Annotated in this window: 14 protein-coding genes and 2 pseudogenes; 4 read left to right on the top strand and 12 right to left on the bottom strand. The window is 61.3% G+C overall.

The annotated features are described in order from the left end of the window. The 9 genes and pseudogenes from FY112_RS17400 to FY112_RS17360 all read right to left on the bottom strand — a co-directional run. Nucleotides 1-1,763, bottom strand: a 1,763-nt coding sequence (locus FY112_RS17400; RefSeq protein ID WP_246700703.1) for a bifunctional UDP-sugar hydrolase/5'-nucleotidase, incomplete at its 3' end; no start/stop codon positions are given. Nucleotides 1,764-1,937: 174 nt separating this feature from the next. Continuing rightward, a pseudogene (locus FY112_RS17395) lies at nt 1,938-2,278 on the bottom strand (hypothetical protein). Beyond that, entirely contained in the window at nt 2,199-2,567 is a 369-nt protein-coding gene (gene omp10 / locus FY112_RS17390; protein WP_151518955.1) for an outer membrane lipoprotein Omp10, read from the bottom strand. Before omp10 ends, FY112_RS17395 begins: the two are co-directional and overlap by 80 nt. A gap of 171 nt (nt 2,568-2,738) precedes the next feature. Next, on the bottom strand, nt 2,739-4,190 hold the full coding sequence (locus FY112_RS17385) for a homospermidine synthase (RefSeq protein WP_151518954.1): 1,452 nt from the start codon (nt 4,188-4,190) through the stop codon (nt 2,739-2,741). A 201-nt stretch (nt 4,191-4,391) separates the two neighbouring features. Then, a pseudogene (locus FY112_RS17380) lies at nt 4,392-4,745 on the bottom strand (DUF4440 domain-containing protein); the annotation flags it as partial. Nucleotides 4,746-4,762: 17 nt separating this feature from the next. Further along, nucleotides 4,763-5,047 (bottom strand): YciI family protein, encoded by a 285-nt coding sequence (locus FY112_RS17375; RefSeq protein ID WP_151518953.1) that lies wholly within the window; start codon nt 5,045-5,047, stop codon nt 4,763-4,765. 2 nt (nt 5,048-5,049) lie between these two features. Further along, nucleotides 5,050-5,679: an aminotransferase class IV family protein gene (locus FY112_RS17370; RefSeq protein WP_151518952.1), complete on the bottom strand. Its 630-nt coding sequence runs from the start codon at nt 5,677-5,679 to the stop codon at nt 5,050-5,052. Further along, entirely contained in the window at nt 5,676-6,830 is a 1,155-nt protein-coding gene (locus FY112_RS17365) for an aminodeoxychorismate synthase component I (protein ID WP_151518951.1), read from the bottom strand. The genes FY112_RS17370 and FY112_RS17365 overlap by 4 nt, the downstream gene beginning before the upstream one ends. A 330-nt stretch (nt 6,831-7,160) precedes the next feature. Then, on the bottom strand, nt 7,161-9,044 hold the full coding sequence (locus tag FY112_RS17360; RefSeq protein WP_151518950.1) for a M3 family oligoendopeptidase: 1,884 nt from the start codon (nt 9,042-9,044) through the stop codon (nt 7,161-7,163). A 308-nt stretch (nt 9,045-9,352) separates the two neighbouring features. On the opposite strand from FY112_RS17360, the gene FY112_RS17350 reads away from it, so the two are divergent. Both FY112_RS17350 and FY112_RS17345 read left to right on the top strand, forming a co-directional pair. Then, the gene (locus tag FY112_RS17350; protein ID WP_017962060.1) at nt 9,353-10,900 is read left to right on the top strand and encodes a sigma-54 dependent transcriptional regulator; all 1,548 of its coding nucleotides are present in this window, start codon (nt 9,353-9,355) and stop codon (nt 10,898-10,900) included. 178 nt (nt 10,901-11,078) lie between these two features. After that, nucleotides 11,079-12,923, top strand: a complete 1,845-nt coding sequence (locus FY112_RS17345; protein ID WP_151518949.1) for a DUF882 domain-containing protein — start codon at nt 11,079-11,081, stop codon at nt 12,921-12,923. Nucleotides 12,924-13,085: 162 nt separating this feature from the next. Here FY112_RS17345 and FY112_RS17340 read toward each other — a convergent pair whose 3' ends face one another. The 3 genes from FY112_RS17340 to FY112_RS17330 form a co-directional block, all read right to left on the bottom strand. Next, nucleotides 13,086-13,349, bottom strand: a complete 264-nt coding sequence (locus FY112_RS17340; protein WP_003542853.1) for a DUF2312 domain-containing protein — start codon at nt 13,347-13,349, stop codon at nt 13,086-13,088. A 91-nt stretch (nt 13,350-13,440) separates the two neighbouring features. Continuing rightward, entirely contained in the window at nt 13,441-13,746 is a 306-nt protein-coding gene (locus FY112_RS17335) for a DUF1244 domain-containing protein (RefSeq protein WP_017962058.1), read from the bottom strand. 32 nt (nt 13,747-13,778) lie between these two features. Beyond that, on the bottom strand, nt 13,779-14,567 hold the full coding sequence (locus FY112_RS17330) for an N-formylglutamate amidohydrolase (RefSeq protein WP_025395987.1): 789 nt from the start codon (nt 14,565-14,567) through the stop codon (nt 13,779-13,781). Between the two features lie 201 nt (nt 14,568-14,768). Between FY112_RS17330 and FY112_RS17325 the strand changes: the two genes are divergently transcribed. Both FY112_RS17325 and pyk read left to right on the top strand, forming a co-directional pair. Then, complete coding sequence (locus FY112_RS17325) at nt 14,769-15,254, top strand: DUF1036 domain-containing protein (protein ID WP_017962056.1); 486 nt, start codon at nt 14,769-14,771, stop codon at nt 15,252-15,254. Beyond that, on the top strand, nt 15,254-16,693 hold the full coding sequence (pyk, locus tag FY112_RS17320) for a pyruvate kinase (RefSeq protein ID WP_003542849.1): 1,440 nt from the start codon (nt 15,254-15,256) through the stop codon (nt 16,691-16,693). The genes FY112_RS17325 and pyk overlap by 1 nt, the downstream gene beginning before the upstream one ends. Nucleotides 16,694-16,736: the final 43 nt, after the last annotated feature.

Raw genomic sequence — 16,736 nt, 5'->3', positions numbered from 1 at the left:
GCGGATGGGGCAGGTGCTGCCGGAGTCGGGCTGGGCTCTGCAGATGGGGCTGGAGCTGCAGGGGCCGGAGCTGCAGGGGCCGGAGCCGGCTCTGCAGACGGAGCGGGAGCAACGGGTGCAGCAGGCGCTGGCTCGGAAGCGGAGGGAGCAGGCGCTGCCTGCGCCAGTTCGGTGACGCGGCCGTCCGTGTAGGGCTTGTAGGGCGAATGTGCTGCGACATATTCGGCGGTCACGTCGGCAAGGTCCGGACCGTAATCGTAGGCGTTCTTGCCGTCCTTGAAGATCGAATAGCCATCGCCGCCGGCCCGCATGAAGTTATTGGTGGCGACTTTGTAGGTCTTGGCCGGGTCGATCGGAGCGAAGCTGTCGCCCTCCTTCACCTGGACATCGCTGACACGGCTGCCGACGGGCTTCGACTGATCAAACGAGAACTTCAGGCCGGCGACCTGCGGGAAGCGCCCGGCTCCCTGGTCGATCTGGCTGACACCATTTTCGAGCGCTTTGACGACATCTGCGCCGGTCGTCTCAAACGTCGCGACCGTGTTCTGGAAAGGCAGGACGGTGATGACCTCACCCTGGGTGACCTCGCCGCCGTCGATCGAAGCGCGTAGGCCACCGCCGTTCTGGACGGCGATGGTGACGCCCTGGTTCTTGGTGCGATCGAGCATGGCGTCGGCCACCAGATTGCCCATCGAGCATTCCTTGACGCGGCAGACCTTGCGGTCGCCTTCGATCGGACTTTCGGAGGAGCCGATCACCTTCTTGCGCAGTTCCTCGATCGGCTTTGCCAGTTCGGCAATGCGGGCAATGACGGCGGGATCGGGCGTGAAGGCGGAGTCGATCAGGATCGGATCGCCCTTGGCATCCTTGACGACGCCGCTATCGTCGAAATTGACGACGAGATCGCCGAGATACTTGCTGTAGGAGGCAGCCTGGACGACCGGCACCTTGTAGCCGCCGGGATTGTCGACCATCGTCGGGTAGGGGCCTTCCGCCTTCGGGTCGGTATTCGAGAGCAGGCTGTGCGAATGGCCGCCGACGACGACATCGACATCCGGGATTTTGGCGATCAGGGCAAGATCGCGGGGATAACCGACATGGGTGAGCGCGATGATCTTGTTGACGCCTTGGCCCTTCAGATCCTGAACGGCTGCGGTGATGGTCTGAACGTCATCTTCAATCGTAACGTTCGGGCCGGGGGAGGAAAGCTCGGGCGTGTCGTTGGTGACGGCGCCGACGATGCCGATCTTCTGGCCGCCGACATCGAGCACCAGCGACGGCTTGATGCGGTTGCCGAGCTTGGAGGCGGCCGTCGCCTTGACGTTCGCCGTCACGACAGGGAACTGCACCTTGTCGAGGAAGGTCGCGAGCCCGTCCTCGCTATCGTCGAATTCATGGTTGCCGACGGTCATGGCGTCGAACTTCATCAGGTTCAGGAATTCGGCTTCGGCTGCCCCTTTGTAGGTGGTGTAGAAGAGCGAGCCCTGGAAATTGTCGCCGGCATTGAGGAGGACGACGTTCTTGCCGGATAGCGCCTGACGGCGCTGGTCGATCGCGGTCTTCAGGCGGGCCGCACCACCAAAGCATTCCTTCTTGCCTTCCTCCTCGGCCGAGCAGGTGGAGTCGAACTTGTTGATCGATTCGATGCGCGAATGGAAATCGTTGATATGAAGAATATTGAGTTCGTAATCCGCAAAGGCGGCGCCCGCGCTCAGCGCCAGCATGGACGCGGTCAAAAGACCGAAGCTGAAAGACTTCGTCATCCCTGTTCTCCTGATTGAGGCGAAAGATCCCCCTGATCCTCGCCGATCCCTTTCATTATGCGCCGGGGCGGTTTCCCGGCCTGGGGATGTTCCATTAGACGATGCACGACCGCAAGAGAAAGCTGGGCCAGCCGCGGCGCTTTCCAAGGGGGCAGGGTAAAAAAGCCGGGTGGCTTATCCCAGGCATTCGCCGTCGGCGGTGTTTCGATAGAGTTCGTGCACGGCCTCCGCAATATTCGGAACCGTGGCGAGCGCGATGATCAAGCAGAGAAGGGAAACGAGGCGATGAAAGCGCCGGCCGGCCCGATAGGCAATGAGCGCGCCTGCACCATAGATCAGAACCGCCGGTACGGCGAGGATCAGCACCTGCAGCGGCCCGTCGCAATCGGGAGCGGCGATGCCCGCATGGTGTGCTCTAGCCTATCGCCGCATCTCTCAGCCGCGGCGGGAAAGTGTGAACTGCGCGCCGGAATCGGAGGTGCAATTGAGCTGGCTGGGGTTGACGAGGGCGCAATTGACCTTGGACTGCGTCTTGCGCACCAGTGAAGTCATGTTGATCTCCACCAGGGTCGGTGAGGTATTGATATAGGTGCCCGAGGCAAGAAGCTGGTTGCTGTCGGTCGTGCGGGTGGTGAAACTACCGCCTTGGAAGGTGGAAACGATGCCGTTCGGATCGCTCCAGTTGCCTTCGACGCCAGTGGCGGCGGGCGAGGTTGCAACCGGCACACGACGCGGCTCTGATGAAACGCAGGCGGCGAGAGCGGCCGCTGCACCGACAAGAACAAGACCAGTTCTGATTTTCATAAGGCTTCTCCCGGCGAATCGGCGCGGCGGACAGCCGCCAAGTTCGGGCAAAACATGGCGCGCGCCCGGCACGAAGGCAAGCCTTGGACGGGTGGCGGGCGGCAATTATACAGCCGGCGTTACAAAAATGCCCGCCTTGCGGCGGGCATTGTCAAAGCCGTGCAGGCAATCTCAGCGAACCAGAATGTTCCTGAACTGCCACGGATCCTTGGTGTCGATATCCTCCGGGAAGAGGCCCGGACGGCCGTCGAGCGGGGTCCAGTCGGTGTAGTGGCCTTCGACCGGGCCGAGATAAGGCATCTGCACTTCGAGGCAGCGCTTGTAATCGATCTCGTCGGCTTCGACGATGCCGGCATTCGGGTTTTCCAGCGCCCAGACCATGCCGGCGAGGACGGCGGATGTGACCTGCAGGCCGGTGGCGTTCTGGTAGGGCGCGATGCGGCGGGTTTCTTCCAGCGACAGGCGCGAGCCATACCAGTAGGCATTCTTCTCATGGCCGTAGAGCAGGACGCCGAGTTCGTCGATGCCGTCCTCCAGCTCGTCCTCGTCGAGAACGTGATGGACCGGCTGCGGCGTGCCGCCATTGCCGAACATCTCATGCAGCGAGAGAACGGCGTCGTTGGCCGGGTGGTAGGCATAGTGGCAGGTCGGGCGGAAGGTCACTTCGCCGTCCTTGTCGCGGACCGTGAAAAAGTCGGCGATCGAGATCGACTCGTTGTGGGTGACGAGGAGGCCATATTGCGGACCGGGCGTCGGGCACCAGGTGCGCACGCGGGTGTTGGCGCCCGGCTGCTCCAGGTAGATCGCCGCCTTGTTGCCCTTCTTGTGCTTCTTGGCGTTCTTCGGCATCCATTCTTCATGCGTGCCCCAGCCGAGTTCGGCCGGCTGCAGGCCTTCGGAGATGAAGCCTTCGACGGACCAGGTGTTCCAGAAGACGTTGAGCGGCTTCGGATGCTTGGTGCGCTGGGTGTCGCGCTCGGCGATATGGACGCCCTTGACGCCGAGCTTCTTCATCAGCTTTGCCCAGCCTTCGCGATCGTGCTGGTCCGGTTCCTCAAACTTGAGGCCGATGTCGTTGGCGAGGTTGACGAGCGCCTGCTTGACGAACCAGGAGACCATGCCGGGATTGGCGCCGCAGGTGGAGACGGCGGTGGCGCCGCCCGGATTCTTCGCCTTTTCCTTGCGCATGGTTTCGCGCAGCGCATAGTTGGTGCGGTCGGCATTGCTCATGCTCTTGTCGAAATAGAAGCCGAGCCAAGGCTCGACGACGGTGTCGATATAGGGAACGTCGAGCTTGCGGCAGAGCTTGATGATGTCGAGCGAGGAGGTGTCGACCGAAAGGTTGACGCAGAAACCCTGGCCCTCGCCTTCCGTCAGCAGCTGCTTCAGCAGTTCCTTGTAATTGTCCTTGGTGACATATTCCTTGATGTGGCGAACGCCGTGCTTCTTCAGGATCTCCATGTCGGAGGGTTCTTCACGAGGGTCGATGACGACCATCCGGCTCTTGTCGAATTTGAAATGGCGCTCGATCAGTGGCAGGGTGCCGCGACCAATGGAGCCAAAGCCGATCATCACGATCGGACCGGTAATTTCGGCATATACCGGATAGTTCTGTTCCGTCATTCTTTTCTCCTGTGGAAGAGGACGAAGGCGTTCAGCCCGAAGAATTGTTTTGAAATTGCCGCAGAGAGTGCGAGGTGACCGGCTCTAACCACAAAACGGCGTCACAATAAAGAGCGTTGACGGGGAAAGGCCAAATATCGAGCGGCGATAGAGGCCGTCCTGGGGATCGGCAGCCCGTCTGGATTGGCTTAACCGATGACGGGTGCCCTGGTGGAAGAGCATGCGCCAGTGCCCATCCTCTTCCAGCCGCCAGATGGAACTGCGCAGCGTTCGCCTTTCGCTTCCGTCGGTGTCTGTGTAAATGGCGCGGTAGGTGACGAGCGCGATGTGCTCCGCAAGGCTTTGGGTTTCGAAATGCTCGCCGCGGGACGTTCCCGTCCGTTGTTCGGCCAAAAGACTGGGCACAATGACGTCGAAGGTATAGAGCCGTCCAGAGCTGCCGATTTCACGGAAATCGCGCGAGAGCAGCGTAGTCAGCATCTCCCGCGAGGCGCGAACGGACGGGTCGAAGAGTTTTTCTTCGAGCTCTTTCAGATGGGCTGCGAGATCATCCATGATTTGCTCCTGCAAATTCAGCCCTTCAGGATTTCCAGTCCTTCGACCGCCGTCGTTACCGCAAGTTCGGTGATGTCATATTCGGCGACGCCATGAATGGTGAAGGGATCGGCGGCGACATAGGCCTCGATTGCGGTGCGATCGCCGATTGCGAGGATGACGCCGCCGGTGCGCGGCACCTTGCGGCCGGAAGCGAGGAACCAGCCCTTGGCATAACCCTCCTTCACCCAGGCCATGTGCGGCTCCATGTGCCTGTCGGCTTCATCGTTGGGTTTCACATATGTGAGCGAGAGAATGAACATGGTCAGCTTCTGACGAGGTTTGCGCGGATCAGGCCGCGCAGCGAATTGCCGATATAAAGCGTGCCGGCATCGAGATCGGCAAGCGTGATACGGCCGACGCGAGCCTGGCGCCGGCAGATGAGTTCGGTGCGCAGCACGCCGGCGAGAAGGCCGCAGGAGATCGGCGGGGTGCGCAGAATGCCGGTTCCGTCGTCCAGGAAGATCGAGGTGATGGTGCCCTCGCAGACTTCGCCGCACTCGTTCAAAAGCATGACTTCATCGGCTTCATCAGGCCTGTATTCGGCGCGCGCGGCCTCGTAGACGGCGCGGCGCGTGGTCTTGAGGCGCAGCAGTCTGTCGGCGGAATTTAGGCGGGTCTCGGCGAGGCGGACGGTCCAGATGGTATCGGGCGCCAGGGGCACGAAAGCGGCGCGCGTCACCTCGATCCGGCCTTGCGCGTCGAAGGTCAGGCGGATGCGCAGTGGACCGGCAGCACCCGCAACGGCTTCGTCGAGCTTGGCCGCCGCCTCGATCGGTTGTGGGAAGCCAAGGCGACGGGCGGAGCGGGAAAGCCGGGCGAGATGCAGCCGCAGCCGGATGAAGCCCTCGCCGGGCTGCCAGCGCAGCGTCTCGATCAACGAAAAATCGATCATCGCGCAATCCATTGGTCGCCGACAGCGAAGCGGGCCTTGAGCAGGCATTCCTCATATTCGGCCTCGGCGGTCGAATCGAAGACGATGCCGCCGCCGACATTGAAGACGGCCCTGCCGCCGTTAAAAAGCGTGATCGTGCGGATGGCGACGGAAAAACGCATGGCGCCGGTGGGTGAGATCATGCCGATCGCGCCGCAATAGGCGTCGCGCGGGATATCCTCGAGCGCGTGGAGGATTTCCATTGCCCGCATCTTCGGGGCGCCGGTGATCGAACCGCAGGGGAAGAGCGCGGAGAAGATGTCGCGGATCGAAAGATCGGGGCGGAGCCTTGCCTGGACATGGCTCACCATCTGGTGGACGGTCGGATAGGTCTCGATGTCGAAGAGCTTCGGAACGTCGAGCGTGCCGACCTCGGTAATGCGGGAGATATCGTTGCGCAGGAGATCGACGATCATGCGGTTTTCCGCCTGCGTCTTGATATCGCGGCGCATGGCCTTGATGATTTCGGCATCCTCGGCGGTGGTAGCGCCGCGTTTCGCCGTGCCCTTCATCGGATGGGTCTCGATCCAGCCCTCTTCATCGGTGCGGAAGAAAAGTTCGGGCGACCGCGAAAGGACGATCGGGCCGCCGAGATCGACCAGCGCGCCGTATTTGACCGGCTGGCGTTCGATCAGCGACCAGAAGGCGGCACGAGGATCGCCATTCCAGCGAGCCTCGACCGGCATGGTGAGGTTCGCCTGATAGGCGTCGCCGAGCCGCAGGTGCTGGTGGAGACGGTCGAAGCGCTCTTTATATATAGGGAAATCCCAGGCAGCTTTCGGAGCGGTGAGGAATTCCTCGTTTTCGATGCGCTGTTTTGGCTGGGCAAGCGGATGCGTATCGGCCTGCGGAGCGTCGAACACGCCGAAACAGATGAGCGGGGTCTCGCGATGTTCCCCGGCGAAGGGAGCAAGTTTTTCTTCGAAGAGGTATCCGGCCTCATAGGCCATGTAACCGGCAAGCCATTTGCCTGCGGCCTTGGCCTGCTCCATCCGGGCAAGGCCTGCAAAGAACTCGGCGCGCGTCCTGGCAACGATGATCTCCGCCGGCTCGGCAAAGAGCATCACCTGTCCGGTCACGTCGTCGCGGAAGAGAATGTAGGGGTCAGACATGGTTGCGCCGCATCTTGCCTGGTTATCCGATGCTTGCGACGGTTTTGTTCTCTGCAATGGCGGGCGATGCGAAGCTCGTGGTTTCGCTGCAGGCCGAGACCGCAGCAATACCCGCATCCCTCATTCCTGTGCTTGTCACAGGAATCCAGCCACGGCGCGTCCGCGCTGTGAATGACTGATTTCCGACAGATAAAAAGTCTCCGGCACCCAAGGACTTGGGCGCGCTAGATTCCTGTGACAAGCACAGGAATGAGGGAGAGGGGGCTGCCGTCATGGTTCCTCATAGACGTTGCAGAATGCGGTTGGTAAATCAAACCGTTACAATGCCGATCATGACCCCGCTTGTTTCAAGTCTTGGCCGGGCCCCTTATCCAACGCTTCCAGTTCGTCGATCAGCCCTTCGATCATCGACAGGCCCTGGCTCCAGAACGACGGATCGGTGGCGTCGAGGCCGAAAGGCTTCAGCAGTTCCGAGTGATGCTTGGTGCCGCCGGCCCTCAGCAGTTCGAAATACTTCGCCTGAAAGCCCTTCTCCGCCTTCTGGTAGACGGCATAGAGCGAATTCACCAGGCAATCGCCGAAGGCATAGGCGTAGACATAGAAGGGCGAGTGGATGAAGTGGGGGATATAGGCCCAATAGGTCTCGTATCCCTCGGAAATGCTGATCGCCGGCCCAAGGCTCTCCGACTGGACGGAGAGCCAGAGTTCGCCGATGTCGTCAGCTGTGAGTTCGCCAGCCTTGCGGGCGGTGTGCAGCTTGCGCTCGAATTCGTAGAAGGCGATCTGGCGCACGACCGTGTTGATCATGTCCTCGACCTTCTGGGCGAGCATCGCCTTACGCTCGCGCGTATCGGTGGTCTTTTGCAGAAGCGCGCGGAAGGTCAGCATCTCGCCGAAGACGGAAGCGGTTTCGGCAAGCGTCAGCGGCGTCTGGCACATCAGCGCCCCTTGCGCACCGGCGAGAACCTGATGCACGCCGTGCCCGAGTTCATGGGCAAGGGTCATCACATCGCGCGGCTTGCCCATATAATTGACGAGCACATAGGGATGGGCGGAGGGAACCGTCGGATGGGCGAAGGCGCCGGGCGCCTTGCCGGCACGGACCGGAGCATCGATCCACTGTTCGTCGAAGAAGCGCCTGGCGATATCAGCCATCTCGGGGGCAAAATTGCCATAGGCCGAAAGCACCGTGTCCTTCGCCTCCGGCCAGGAGATGATGGCGCTGGAGGTTTCCGGAAGCGGCGCGTTGCGGTCCCAGAAATTCATCTGCTCCATGCCGAGCCATTTCGCCTTCATCTTGTAATAGCGATGCGAAAGGCGGGGATAGGCTTCGCGGACGGCTGCGGCCAGCGCATCGACGACCTCGCGCTCGACGCGATTTGCTAGGTGGCGGCTGTCGGCGATGTCCTCGAAGCCGCGCCAGCGGTCGGCGATCTCCTTATCCTTGGCAAGCGTGTTGGTGATCAGCGTGAAGATGCGAATATTCGCCTTGAAGGTTTCGGCAAGCGCCATGGCTGCCTTGCGGCGCACTTCCGGATCCTTTTCCTGCAGCTTGTTCAGCGCGACTTCGAGCGGCACTTTCTCGCCATCGATGTCGTAGCGAAGTTCCGTCTTGGTTTCGTCGAAGAGGCGGTTAAAGGCGGCGGCCGATGTCATCGACTTCTCGAGGAAGAGCTGTTCCAGCCTGTCGTCGAGCTGATAGGGCTTGTCCTTCCTGAGGTCGAGCAGCCAAGGGCGATAATGTCCGGCGGCGGGATCATTCGCCATGCAGGCGTCGATCACCGCGTCGTCGATGCGGTTCAGTTCCAGCGCGAAGAACAGGAGATGGCCGGAAAATTCGGTGATCTTGGCCTGTACGTCGCCGTAGAGCTTGCCATTTATCGGATTGGTGGTGTCGGAGAAATAAGTGAGGCCGGCAAAGGAGCCGAGACGGCCGATGATGTCGTCCAGCGCCTCATATTCCTTCAACGCCGCGCCGATGCCCTCAACGCCGGTCTTCGTTGCGGCCTCAGTGAGTGTGCCCTTCCACTTTTCTTCAAAGGCGATCGCTGCCTTGCCGGCCTTTTCCATGTCGGCGACGAAGGCGGTGGAGGTAGCGGAGGGATAAAGATCCTGCAGCTTCCAGACCGGCAGATCGCCGAGCGCCGCATCGGCGGCCCCAGCTGGCACTGCTGCCGATAAAAGAAGGCCGGCATGCGGGAGCTTGATTTTCATGGGCGCAATTCCTCTCCACTTTCATAACAGTCTGCTTGTCTACCGCATCGGCCCGAAAATCGGAATCGATTTTCGGAAGCACGATGCGTAGGTTCAAAGTGTTACAGCGTCCTTTGCGCGCCTGAAAAGACGGCGGCGCTGTAAGCGCGGGAAGGCCCGGCATCAAGGGGCTTTCGGCGCATGAAAGGCCTCGCTTCGGCACGAAAACGACGCGTGGCAATCGTTAAAATGCAATTGTTTCTCAAAACTGGATGTTCAAGCCTTGCTGTCAGAGTGCGCTTTATGGTTTCGCATGAAGTGAGGCGACAATGACCGGCTACAATGAGCTCAAAGGAGCAGGGCAGATCCTCGTGGTCGAAGACGACCCCGTGCAGCGCCGCCTGCTCAAGAACGCAATCGAGCGTCACGGCCATGTCGTGCACCAGGCGGAAAACGGCCGCATCGGCCTGGAAATGGTCAAACGCGACAGCGGCCTTTTCAACGTCATCGTGCTCGACTTGATGATGCCGGAGATGACCGGCCTCGAATTCCTCGACGCGCTTCACGAATTCGGCACGCAGATCCCTGTCATCGTGCAGACGGGGCAGGGCGGCATCGAAACGGTGGTGCAGGCGATGCGCGCCGGCGCCTTCGATTTCGTCGTCAAGCCGGTCTCGCCCGAACGCATCGCCACCTCGATCTCGAACGCGATGAAGCTCGACCAGCGCGAAGTGAAGGCGCGGGCCGGACGCCGGTCGCGCTCAGGCTCGGTCGGCTTCGACGATATCGTCTCGGCAAGCCCGGCGATGCTCCGTGTCATCGATCTCGCCCAGCGGGCGGCTCAGTCCAACATTCCCGTCGTGCTCGAAGGCGAGTCCGGCGTCGGCAAGGAGCTGGTGGCGCGCGCCATCCAGTCCGGCGGCGACCGCTCGAACAAGCCCTTCGTCACCGTCAATTGCGGGGCGATCCCGCATAATCTGGTCGAAAGCATTCTCTTCGGTCACGAGAAGGGCGCGTTTACCGGCGCGACCGAGCGCCATATCGGCAAATTCATGGAAGCCGATGGCGGCACCATCTTTCTCGACGAGATCGGTGACCTGCCGCTTGAGGTGCAGGTGAAGCTGTTGCGTGCCGTGCAGCAGGGCGAGATCGAGACCGTCGGTGCGCGCACCGCGCACAAGGTCAATGTCCGACTGATCTCGGCGACCAACAAGGATCTGATCGAGGAGGTCAAGAACGGCCATTTCCGCGAGGATCTCTACTATCGCCTCAACGTCTTCCCGATCACCATTCCGGCGCTGCGCAAACGCAAGGAAGACATTCCGCATCTGGTGCGCGTCTTTGCCGACCGCTTCTCCAGCGAGCAGAAGAACGGACGCCGCATGACGGTGAATGCCGGCACGCTGGCTTTGCTGACGGCCTATGACTGGCCGGGCAATATCCGCCAGCTCGAAAACGCGATCTTCCGCGCGGTCGTGCTGGCCGAAGGGCCGGAGCTGACCGAGGCTGATTTCCCGCAGATCGCCGCCCAGCTTCCGGAATATGACGTGGTGGATCACCTGGCACTCGTTGCCGACAATACCGGCCTCGATCCCGACAGCGGCTATGGCGAGGACTTCAGGGCGTCGATCTCAGGAGAGGTGCACCACCACCGGCTGTCCGAGGCCCCGGAAAACGCCATCGCCAGCGTCAATCCTGCCGGAGACGTGCGTAGGCTTGCCGATGTCGAGGAGGAACTCATCCGATTCGCACTCAAATTCTATCGCGGGCAGATGAGTCAAGTAGCGCGCAAGCTCGGCATCGGCCGATCCACACTTTATCGCAAGCTCAAGGACTACGGCATAGACCCCGACAATCCCCAGAAAGATGCGGCTTAAGCGCTTTTCATTAAGATTAAGGCAACCACGTTTTGTTACTAGTCATAAACCACTTGTTAGTGGCGCGTTCACTATGTAAAGAAAAGGTTGATCATGTGTGGCATTTTTGCCATCGTGTGACCGCATTTGACAGTCATCTGAGACAGTACGGGACATTGTCTGTCTGACGGGGATCGAGTTGCCGAATCTGAATGGGAATTCCAAGCCTTCGCGCTTGAGCTGGCGTTTGTTGTGCGCCGACATTTGCGGAAAGGCAATAAGGACGGTAGCGGCCGCCCTTCTTGCGCTCGCGGTTTCCTCACCGGTATTCGTTGGTACGCCTTCGCAGGCAGCGGGCGACACCCGCAGCCTCAAGCTCTATTTCATTCATACCGGCGAAAAGGCCGTCATCACCTACAAGCGGAACGGCAAGTTCGACCCCAAGGGTCTGGAGCAGCTGAACCGCTTCCTGCGTGACTGGCGCAAGAACCAGCCGACGAAGATGGACCCGCGCCTGTTCGACCTGATCTGGGAAGTCTATCGCCAGAGCGGTTCGAGGGATTACATCAACGTCGTCTGCGGTTTCCGTTCGCCGGGAACCAACGAGATGCTGCGCGGCCGCTCGCGCAAATCCGGCGTCGCCGAAAAGAGCCAGCATATGCTCGGCAAGGCGATGGATTTCTTCATTCCCGACGTCAAACTCGCGACGCTGCGCGCCATCGGCATGAAGATGCAGGTCGGCGGCGTCGGCTTCTATCCGAAATCGGGCTCGCCCTTCGTGCATATGGATGTCGGCGGCGTTCGCGCTTGGCCGCGCATGAGCCGCGACGAGCTCGTCCGGCTCTTCCCCAACGGCAACACCATCCATATTCCGGCCGATGGCAAGCCATTGCCGGGCTACCAGCAGGCGATGGCCGACTATAAGCGCCGCGGCAGCGGCTCGCAGATCCAGATCGCCAGCGCTTCCGAATCGGCGCCGAAGCACAAGACGCTGTTTGCCGCGCTCTTTGGCGGCGGAGCGGACGAGCAGGAAGACGAGTCGGACGATTCCACGCCTGTCGCCGTCGCCAAGGCGACGCCGCCGAAGGCCGAGCCCGTTCCTGCCGAGCCGCAGCAGACCGAAGTTGCCGATCTGAACGCGCCGGTGCCGCAGGTTCGCCCGGCATTCAGCAATCAGCCGACGAGCAGCGAAGTGGCGAACGCGCTCGTAGCCCCGCCTTCGGGTAATGCCGCACAGCAGGCCCTTGCTGCGGCCCTTCCGGCCGACCAGGCCCAGCCGCAGCAGTTCGCCGATCTCAGCGCATACAGTATTCCGGTTCCCTCGCTTCTCGGTCAGCGCCGCGCCCCTGGCGACGCCGAGGTTGCATTGGCCGATCCCATGTTGACGGGCGCGAATGCACTGCCGGTTCCGACGCCGATCGAACGCCCCGCCGTTGCCGAGAACCTTCTTGCCGCGGCCGATGCCGATCCGGAAGCAGAGGCCGACGAAGCCGATCAGGACGCGCTGTCTCCTGCCCTTGCCGATGCGCTCGACCAGCAGCGAAACGAAGGGGAAAGCCAGATCGCGTCGAATGCGCCGCCGCAGACGGTCGAGCAGGCGATCAAAGCCGCGATGACGCAAAAGGCGCCTGCCGCAAAGCCGCCGCTCGAACTCGCCGCATTGGCGCCGATGACCAAATCGGCAAGCTTTGGCGACGGCTTCGACGAACCGGCTGTCGAAAGCGCCGTGGCGCAGGGGCTTCCTGCCAAGGGTGGTCGCCCGACGCATAAGGAAGCCGCGGCAGCGGGTGCCAGCCGTACGACGGTGCGCACCGAACCGAAGCTGACGGAAAAGATGATCTCGCAGTGGGCGCTCACCAATGCCCGCCTCGAAATGGCCTCCAAGCAGGTCAAGGCGCCGCGGTTCGTCAGCCAGACGATGCGTGCCCAGCCGATCGCCGTCTATGCCGAGGGCTTCAACGTCAAGACCGCTTCGGTCGACCCGGCCCGCTTCAGCGGCACGGCTGTGAACTTCATGGAAGTGCGCAAGTTCAACACGAACTGAGCCTGCCAATCGAGGAAAAGTCGAAAACCGCCGGAGCGATCCGGCGGTTTTTCTTTTTTATTTCGATCCGGCAAGCTGGCTGTTTAGGCAGTTGTTTCCACCGCAAAAGAAAAGCCGCCGGGAGGCCGGCGGCTTGTCGACATCGGTAATATGCCGGAAGGATCAGCCTTCTGGCGGCGACTCGATCATGCCGAGCGCGAGCAGGTAGGTGTCGAGGATTGCTTCCTCTTCCATGCGTTCCTGCTCGTCCTTCTTGCGCAGCGCCACGACCTTCTTCAGAATCTTGGTATCGAAGCCCATTCCCTTGGCTTCGCCATAGACGTCCTTGATGTCGTCGGCGATGGTCTTCTTTTCTTCTTCCAGCCGTTCAATGCGCTCGATGAAAGCGCGAAGCTGATCGCGGGCGACGCCATGAGCATCAGACATCGTGTTCTCCTGATTTTTCGGTGATCAATTTTGGATGCCAGTGACTGCCGCGAAGCGGCGCCACGGTCAAGCCTGTTCGCGGCCGGGCAGGTTATTTGTGTGGATTGTTCAGGTCAAAAGCAGCCTTTTGCACAGGCGAGGCCTCGTTCTGGTGAAGATTCTTCCAGTCCTCATAGGGCATGCCATAGACCATCTCGCGCGATTCGTCTCTGGTCACCGGGACACCTTCTGCCTCGGCGGCTTCCCGATACCAGTTCGACAGGCAGTTGCGGCAGAAGCCGGCCAGATTCATTAGATCGATGTTCTGAACGTCGCTGCGTTCGCGAAGATGTGCGACGAGGCGGCGGAAGGCGGCAGCTTCGAATTCGGTTTGTTGTTCCTTGCTGAGCGCGGTCATCTCGCTTTCCTCTCGTTAAGTGTAGCCTTCGTTCAATAGGGGCCGGTGCGCGACAGGCGGACATCGTATTCGTGCAAGGCGGGATCGGCATTCATCGCCGCAAAGATCGGCGCCAGGCGTTCGGCCCATGCTGATATGCCGGTCTCGTCTCCGATCAGGTCCTGCCGCACCTCGAGCAGCGCATGCGGAATGCCGGTGATCATGCAATGGCGGTACATGGTATCGCCCTTCAGCGCGCCGTCATAGGGTTCGTTGTCGCCAACGGCGAGATCGGGATCGGCGCGCAGCATGTCGAGCAGCGGGCCGACGGCGCGATGGTCGCTATCCCAGAGCACGGCAGCGTGCCAGGGACGGGGGATGCCTTTCCAGGCTGGCGTGAAGGAGTGCAGCGACAGCACCAGCGGTGCCTTGCCGGTGGCATTCGCCACGCTGTCGATCGTTGCGGCGACAGCGTCGTGATAGGGGCGATGGAAGGTTTCGATCCGGTAGTTCCATTCCTGCGGCGTGATCGGATGATTGCCTGATATGACGGCGCCGTCGGAGATCTTCATGATCAGTGTCGGATCGTCTTCACCGCGATTGGGATCGATCAGCAGACGCGAAAAGCCACCGAGCACGGCGGGAACGCCGAGTTTTTCCGAAAGCTGCCGCGTCAGGCCCTCGATGCCGATGTCATAGGCGATGTGGCGGGCGAAGGCCGCGTCGGGCAGTCCGAGCCGGCCATATCGCGCGGGAAGGCGGTTCATCGCGTGATCTGCGAGGATCACCATGCCTTTGTCATGTTTGCCGGATAGGATTTCGAAGGATTGGAAGTCGTCCATCAGGGAATTGCCGTTCGTCATTGCGCCGTCGGGCGCAGTGATCGCATGCACCTGCGGCAGGTTCAAGCGCGGCAGGGTGGGGAGAGGTTAAGTCGGACCCTCGACGGTGGTTATGAAAGGAAATATAATCGATTAGCATTGCGTTGACTTTCGCTTGACGGCGGCGCAAGAAGACACGGATACGAATAACCGTGGAGCTATTTGGGAGCCGTGTTGATCCAAGCCGCGCCAAGTTTCCTCACGCGGTCCAGACCTCTGGTCCGTCTCGCTCTGTTCGCTCTTGCAGCCGCCATGCCGTTTTTCATCGCAGATGCCGCACGCGCCGATTTTCGCGTCTGCAACGGAACACAGAATCTCGTCGGCGTTGCGATCGGATACCGGGCCAAGGATGGCTGGGTGACGGAGGGCTGGTGGCAGGTGCCGGCAACGACCTGCGCCACGCTGATCGAGGGAGAATTGCAGTCGCGTTATTATTACCTCTACGCAGAGGACGCCGCCCGGGGAGGACGATGGACGGGTGACGTGCAGATGTGCGTGGCGGAAAATGAATTCAAGATCTCGGGTGTGCAGGATTGTTATGCCCGCGGTTACCAGAAGATGGGATTCAAGGAATATGATACGGGCCGCCAGGGTAGCTGGATGGTTCAACTCTCCGACACCCCAGGGACGCAAGAAAGCCAGAATTGATGAAGCGTAATCGCAAAGTTAAAATCCTCGCCACCCTCGGGCCAGCCTCCTCCGAGGAATCGATGATCGAGAAGCTGCACCAGGCTGGGGCCGATGTCTTCCGCATCAATATGAGCCATGCGAGCCACGACATGATGCGTATGCTCATCCAGCGCATCCGCTCGGTCGAGGCGCGCTCCGGCCGGCCGATCGGCATTCTCGCCGACCTGCAGGGACCGAAACTGCGTGTCGGCAAGTTCGTCGACGGCAAGGTGGATCTGAAGCCCGGCCAGACCTTCACGCTCGACAACAACGAAGCCCTCGGCGATCAGAACCGCGTCTATCTGCCGCACCCCGAGATCCTGGAGTCGGTGCAGCCCGGCCACCGTCTGCTGATCGATGACGGCAAGCTCGCCCTGCGCGCAGAAAAATGCGACGGCAAGAGCATCGTCACCACTGTTATTTCGGGCACGCGCATCTCCGACCGCAAGGGCGTCAGCCTTCCCGACACGCTGCTCGGCGTCGGCGCGCTGACGGACAAGGACCGCGCCGATCTTGACGCAGTGCTTGCCACCGACGATGTCGACTGGGTGGCGCTTTCCTTCGTCCAGCGTCCCGACGACCTTGCCGAAGTGCGCAAGATCGCCCGCGGCCGCGTCGGCCTGATGTCGAAGATCGAAAAGCCGCAGGCTCTCGAGCGCATCGAGGAAATCATCGAACTGTCAGACGCATTGATGGTCGCCCGCGGCGATCTCGGTGTCGAAATGCCGCTCGAATCCGTTCCCGGCATCCAGAAGCAGCTGATCCGCGCCTGCCGCCGTTCGGGCAAGCCGGTGGTCGTTGCCACGCAGATGCTGGAATCGATGATCTCCGCGCCGGTGCCGACACGCGCCGAAGTTTCCGACGTCGCGACCGCCGTCTTCGAAGGCGCTGATGCCGTCATGCTTTCGGCCGAATCGGCCTCGGGCGACTATCCCGTCGAAGCCGTCACGACGATGGCGTCGATTGCCACCGCCATCGAGCGCGAGCCGCATTATCCCGGCATCATCTATGCCCAGCGTGCCCAGCCGGAAGCGACCGGCGCCGATGCGATTTCGCTTGCCGCCCGTCAGATCGCCGAAACGCTGAAGCTATCGGCTATCGTTTGTTACACCTCGTCGGGCACGACAGGCCTTCGTGCCTCGCGCGAGCGTCCGCAAGTGCCGATTCTGGCGCTGTCGCCGATCATCAAGACGGCGCGCCGTCTTGCCGTCGTCTGGGGCCTGCATTGCGTCGTCACCCATGACGCGACCGATCTCGACGACATGGTCAACCGCGCCTGCCGCATCGTCGCCGACGAAGGCTTCGGCAAGCCGGGCGATCGCATCATCATCTCGGCCGGTGTGCCGCTCGGCACGCCCGGCGCCACCAACATGATCCGCATCGCCTATATCGGCTCCGACGGCCAGAGCGGCGTCTGATCCGATCGCATCCCTTCGGAAGCCCGCTGCCTGAGGAGAGGCG

Origin of the sequence: Rhizobium sp. PEPV16 (assembly GCF_008919455.1) — a bacterium.
Lineage (GTDB): Bacteria > Pseudomonadota > Alphaproteobacteria > Rhizobiales > Rhizobiaceae > Rhizobium > Rhizobium leguminosarum_Q.
Note: the sequence above shows the minus strand (reverse complement) of the source record. Positions and strands in the feature narration are given on the sequence as shown.

Bases quoted from the DNA above. Each gene is read 5' to 3' on its own strand.
- omp10 (WP_151518955.1), bottom strand. From the start codon at position 2,567: ATGAAAATCAGAACTGGTCTTGTTCTTGTCGGTGCAGCGGCCGCTCTC.
- FY112_RS17385 (WP_151518954.1), bottom strand. From the start codon at position 4,190: ATGACGGAACAGAACTATCCGGTATATGCCGAAATTACCGGTCCGATC.
- FY112_RS17375 (WP_151518953.1), bottom strand. From the start codon at position 5,047: ATGTTCATTCTCTCGCTCACATATGTGAAACCCAACGATGAAGCCGAC.
- FY112_RS17370 (WP_151518952.1), bottom strand. From the start codon at position 5,679: ATGATCGATTTTTCGTTGATCGAGACGCTGCGCTGGCAGCCCGGCGAG.
- FY112_RS17365 (WP_151518951.1), bottom strand. From the start codon at position 6,830: ATGTCTGACCCCTACATTCTCTTCCGCGACGACGTGACCGGACAGGTG.
- FY112_RS17360 (WP_151518950.1), bottom strand. From the start codon at position 9,044: ATGAAAATCAAGCTCCCGCATGCCGGCCTTCTTTTATCGGCAGCAGTG.
- FY112_RS17350 (WP_017962060.1), top strand. From the start codon at position 9,353: ATGACCGGCTACAATGAGCTCAAAGGAGCAGGGCAGATCCTCGTGGTC.
- FY112_RS17340 (WP_003542853.1), bottom strand. From the start codon at position 13,349: ATGTCTGATGCTCATGGCGTCGCCCGCGATCAGCTTCGCGCTTTCATC.
- FY112_RS17335 (WP_017962058.1), bottom strand. From the start codon at position 13,746: ATGACCGCGCTCAGCAAGGAACAACAAACCGAATTCGAAGCTGCCGCC.
- FY112_RS17330 (WP_025395987.1), bottom strand. From the start codon at position 14,567: ATGGACGACTTCCAATCCTTCGAAATCCTATCCGGCAAACATGACAAA.
- pyk (WP_003542849.1), top strand. From the start codon at position 15,254: ATGAAGCGTAATCGCAAAGTTAAAATCCTCGCCACCCTCGGGCCAGCC.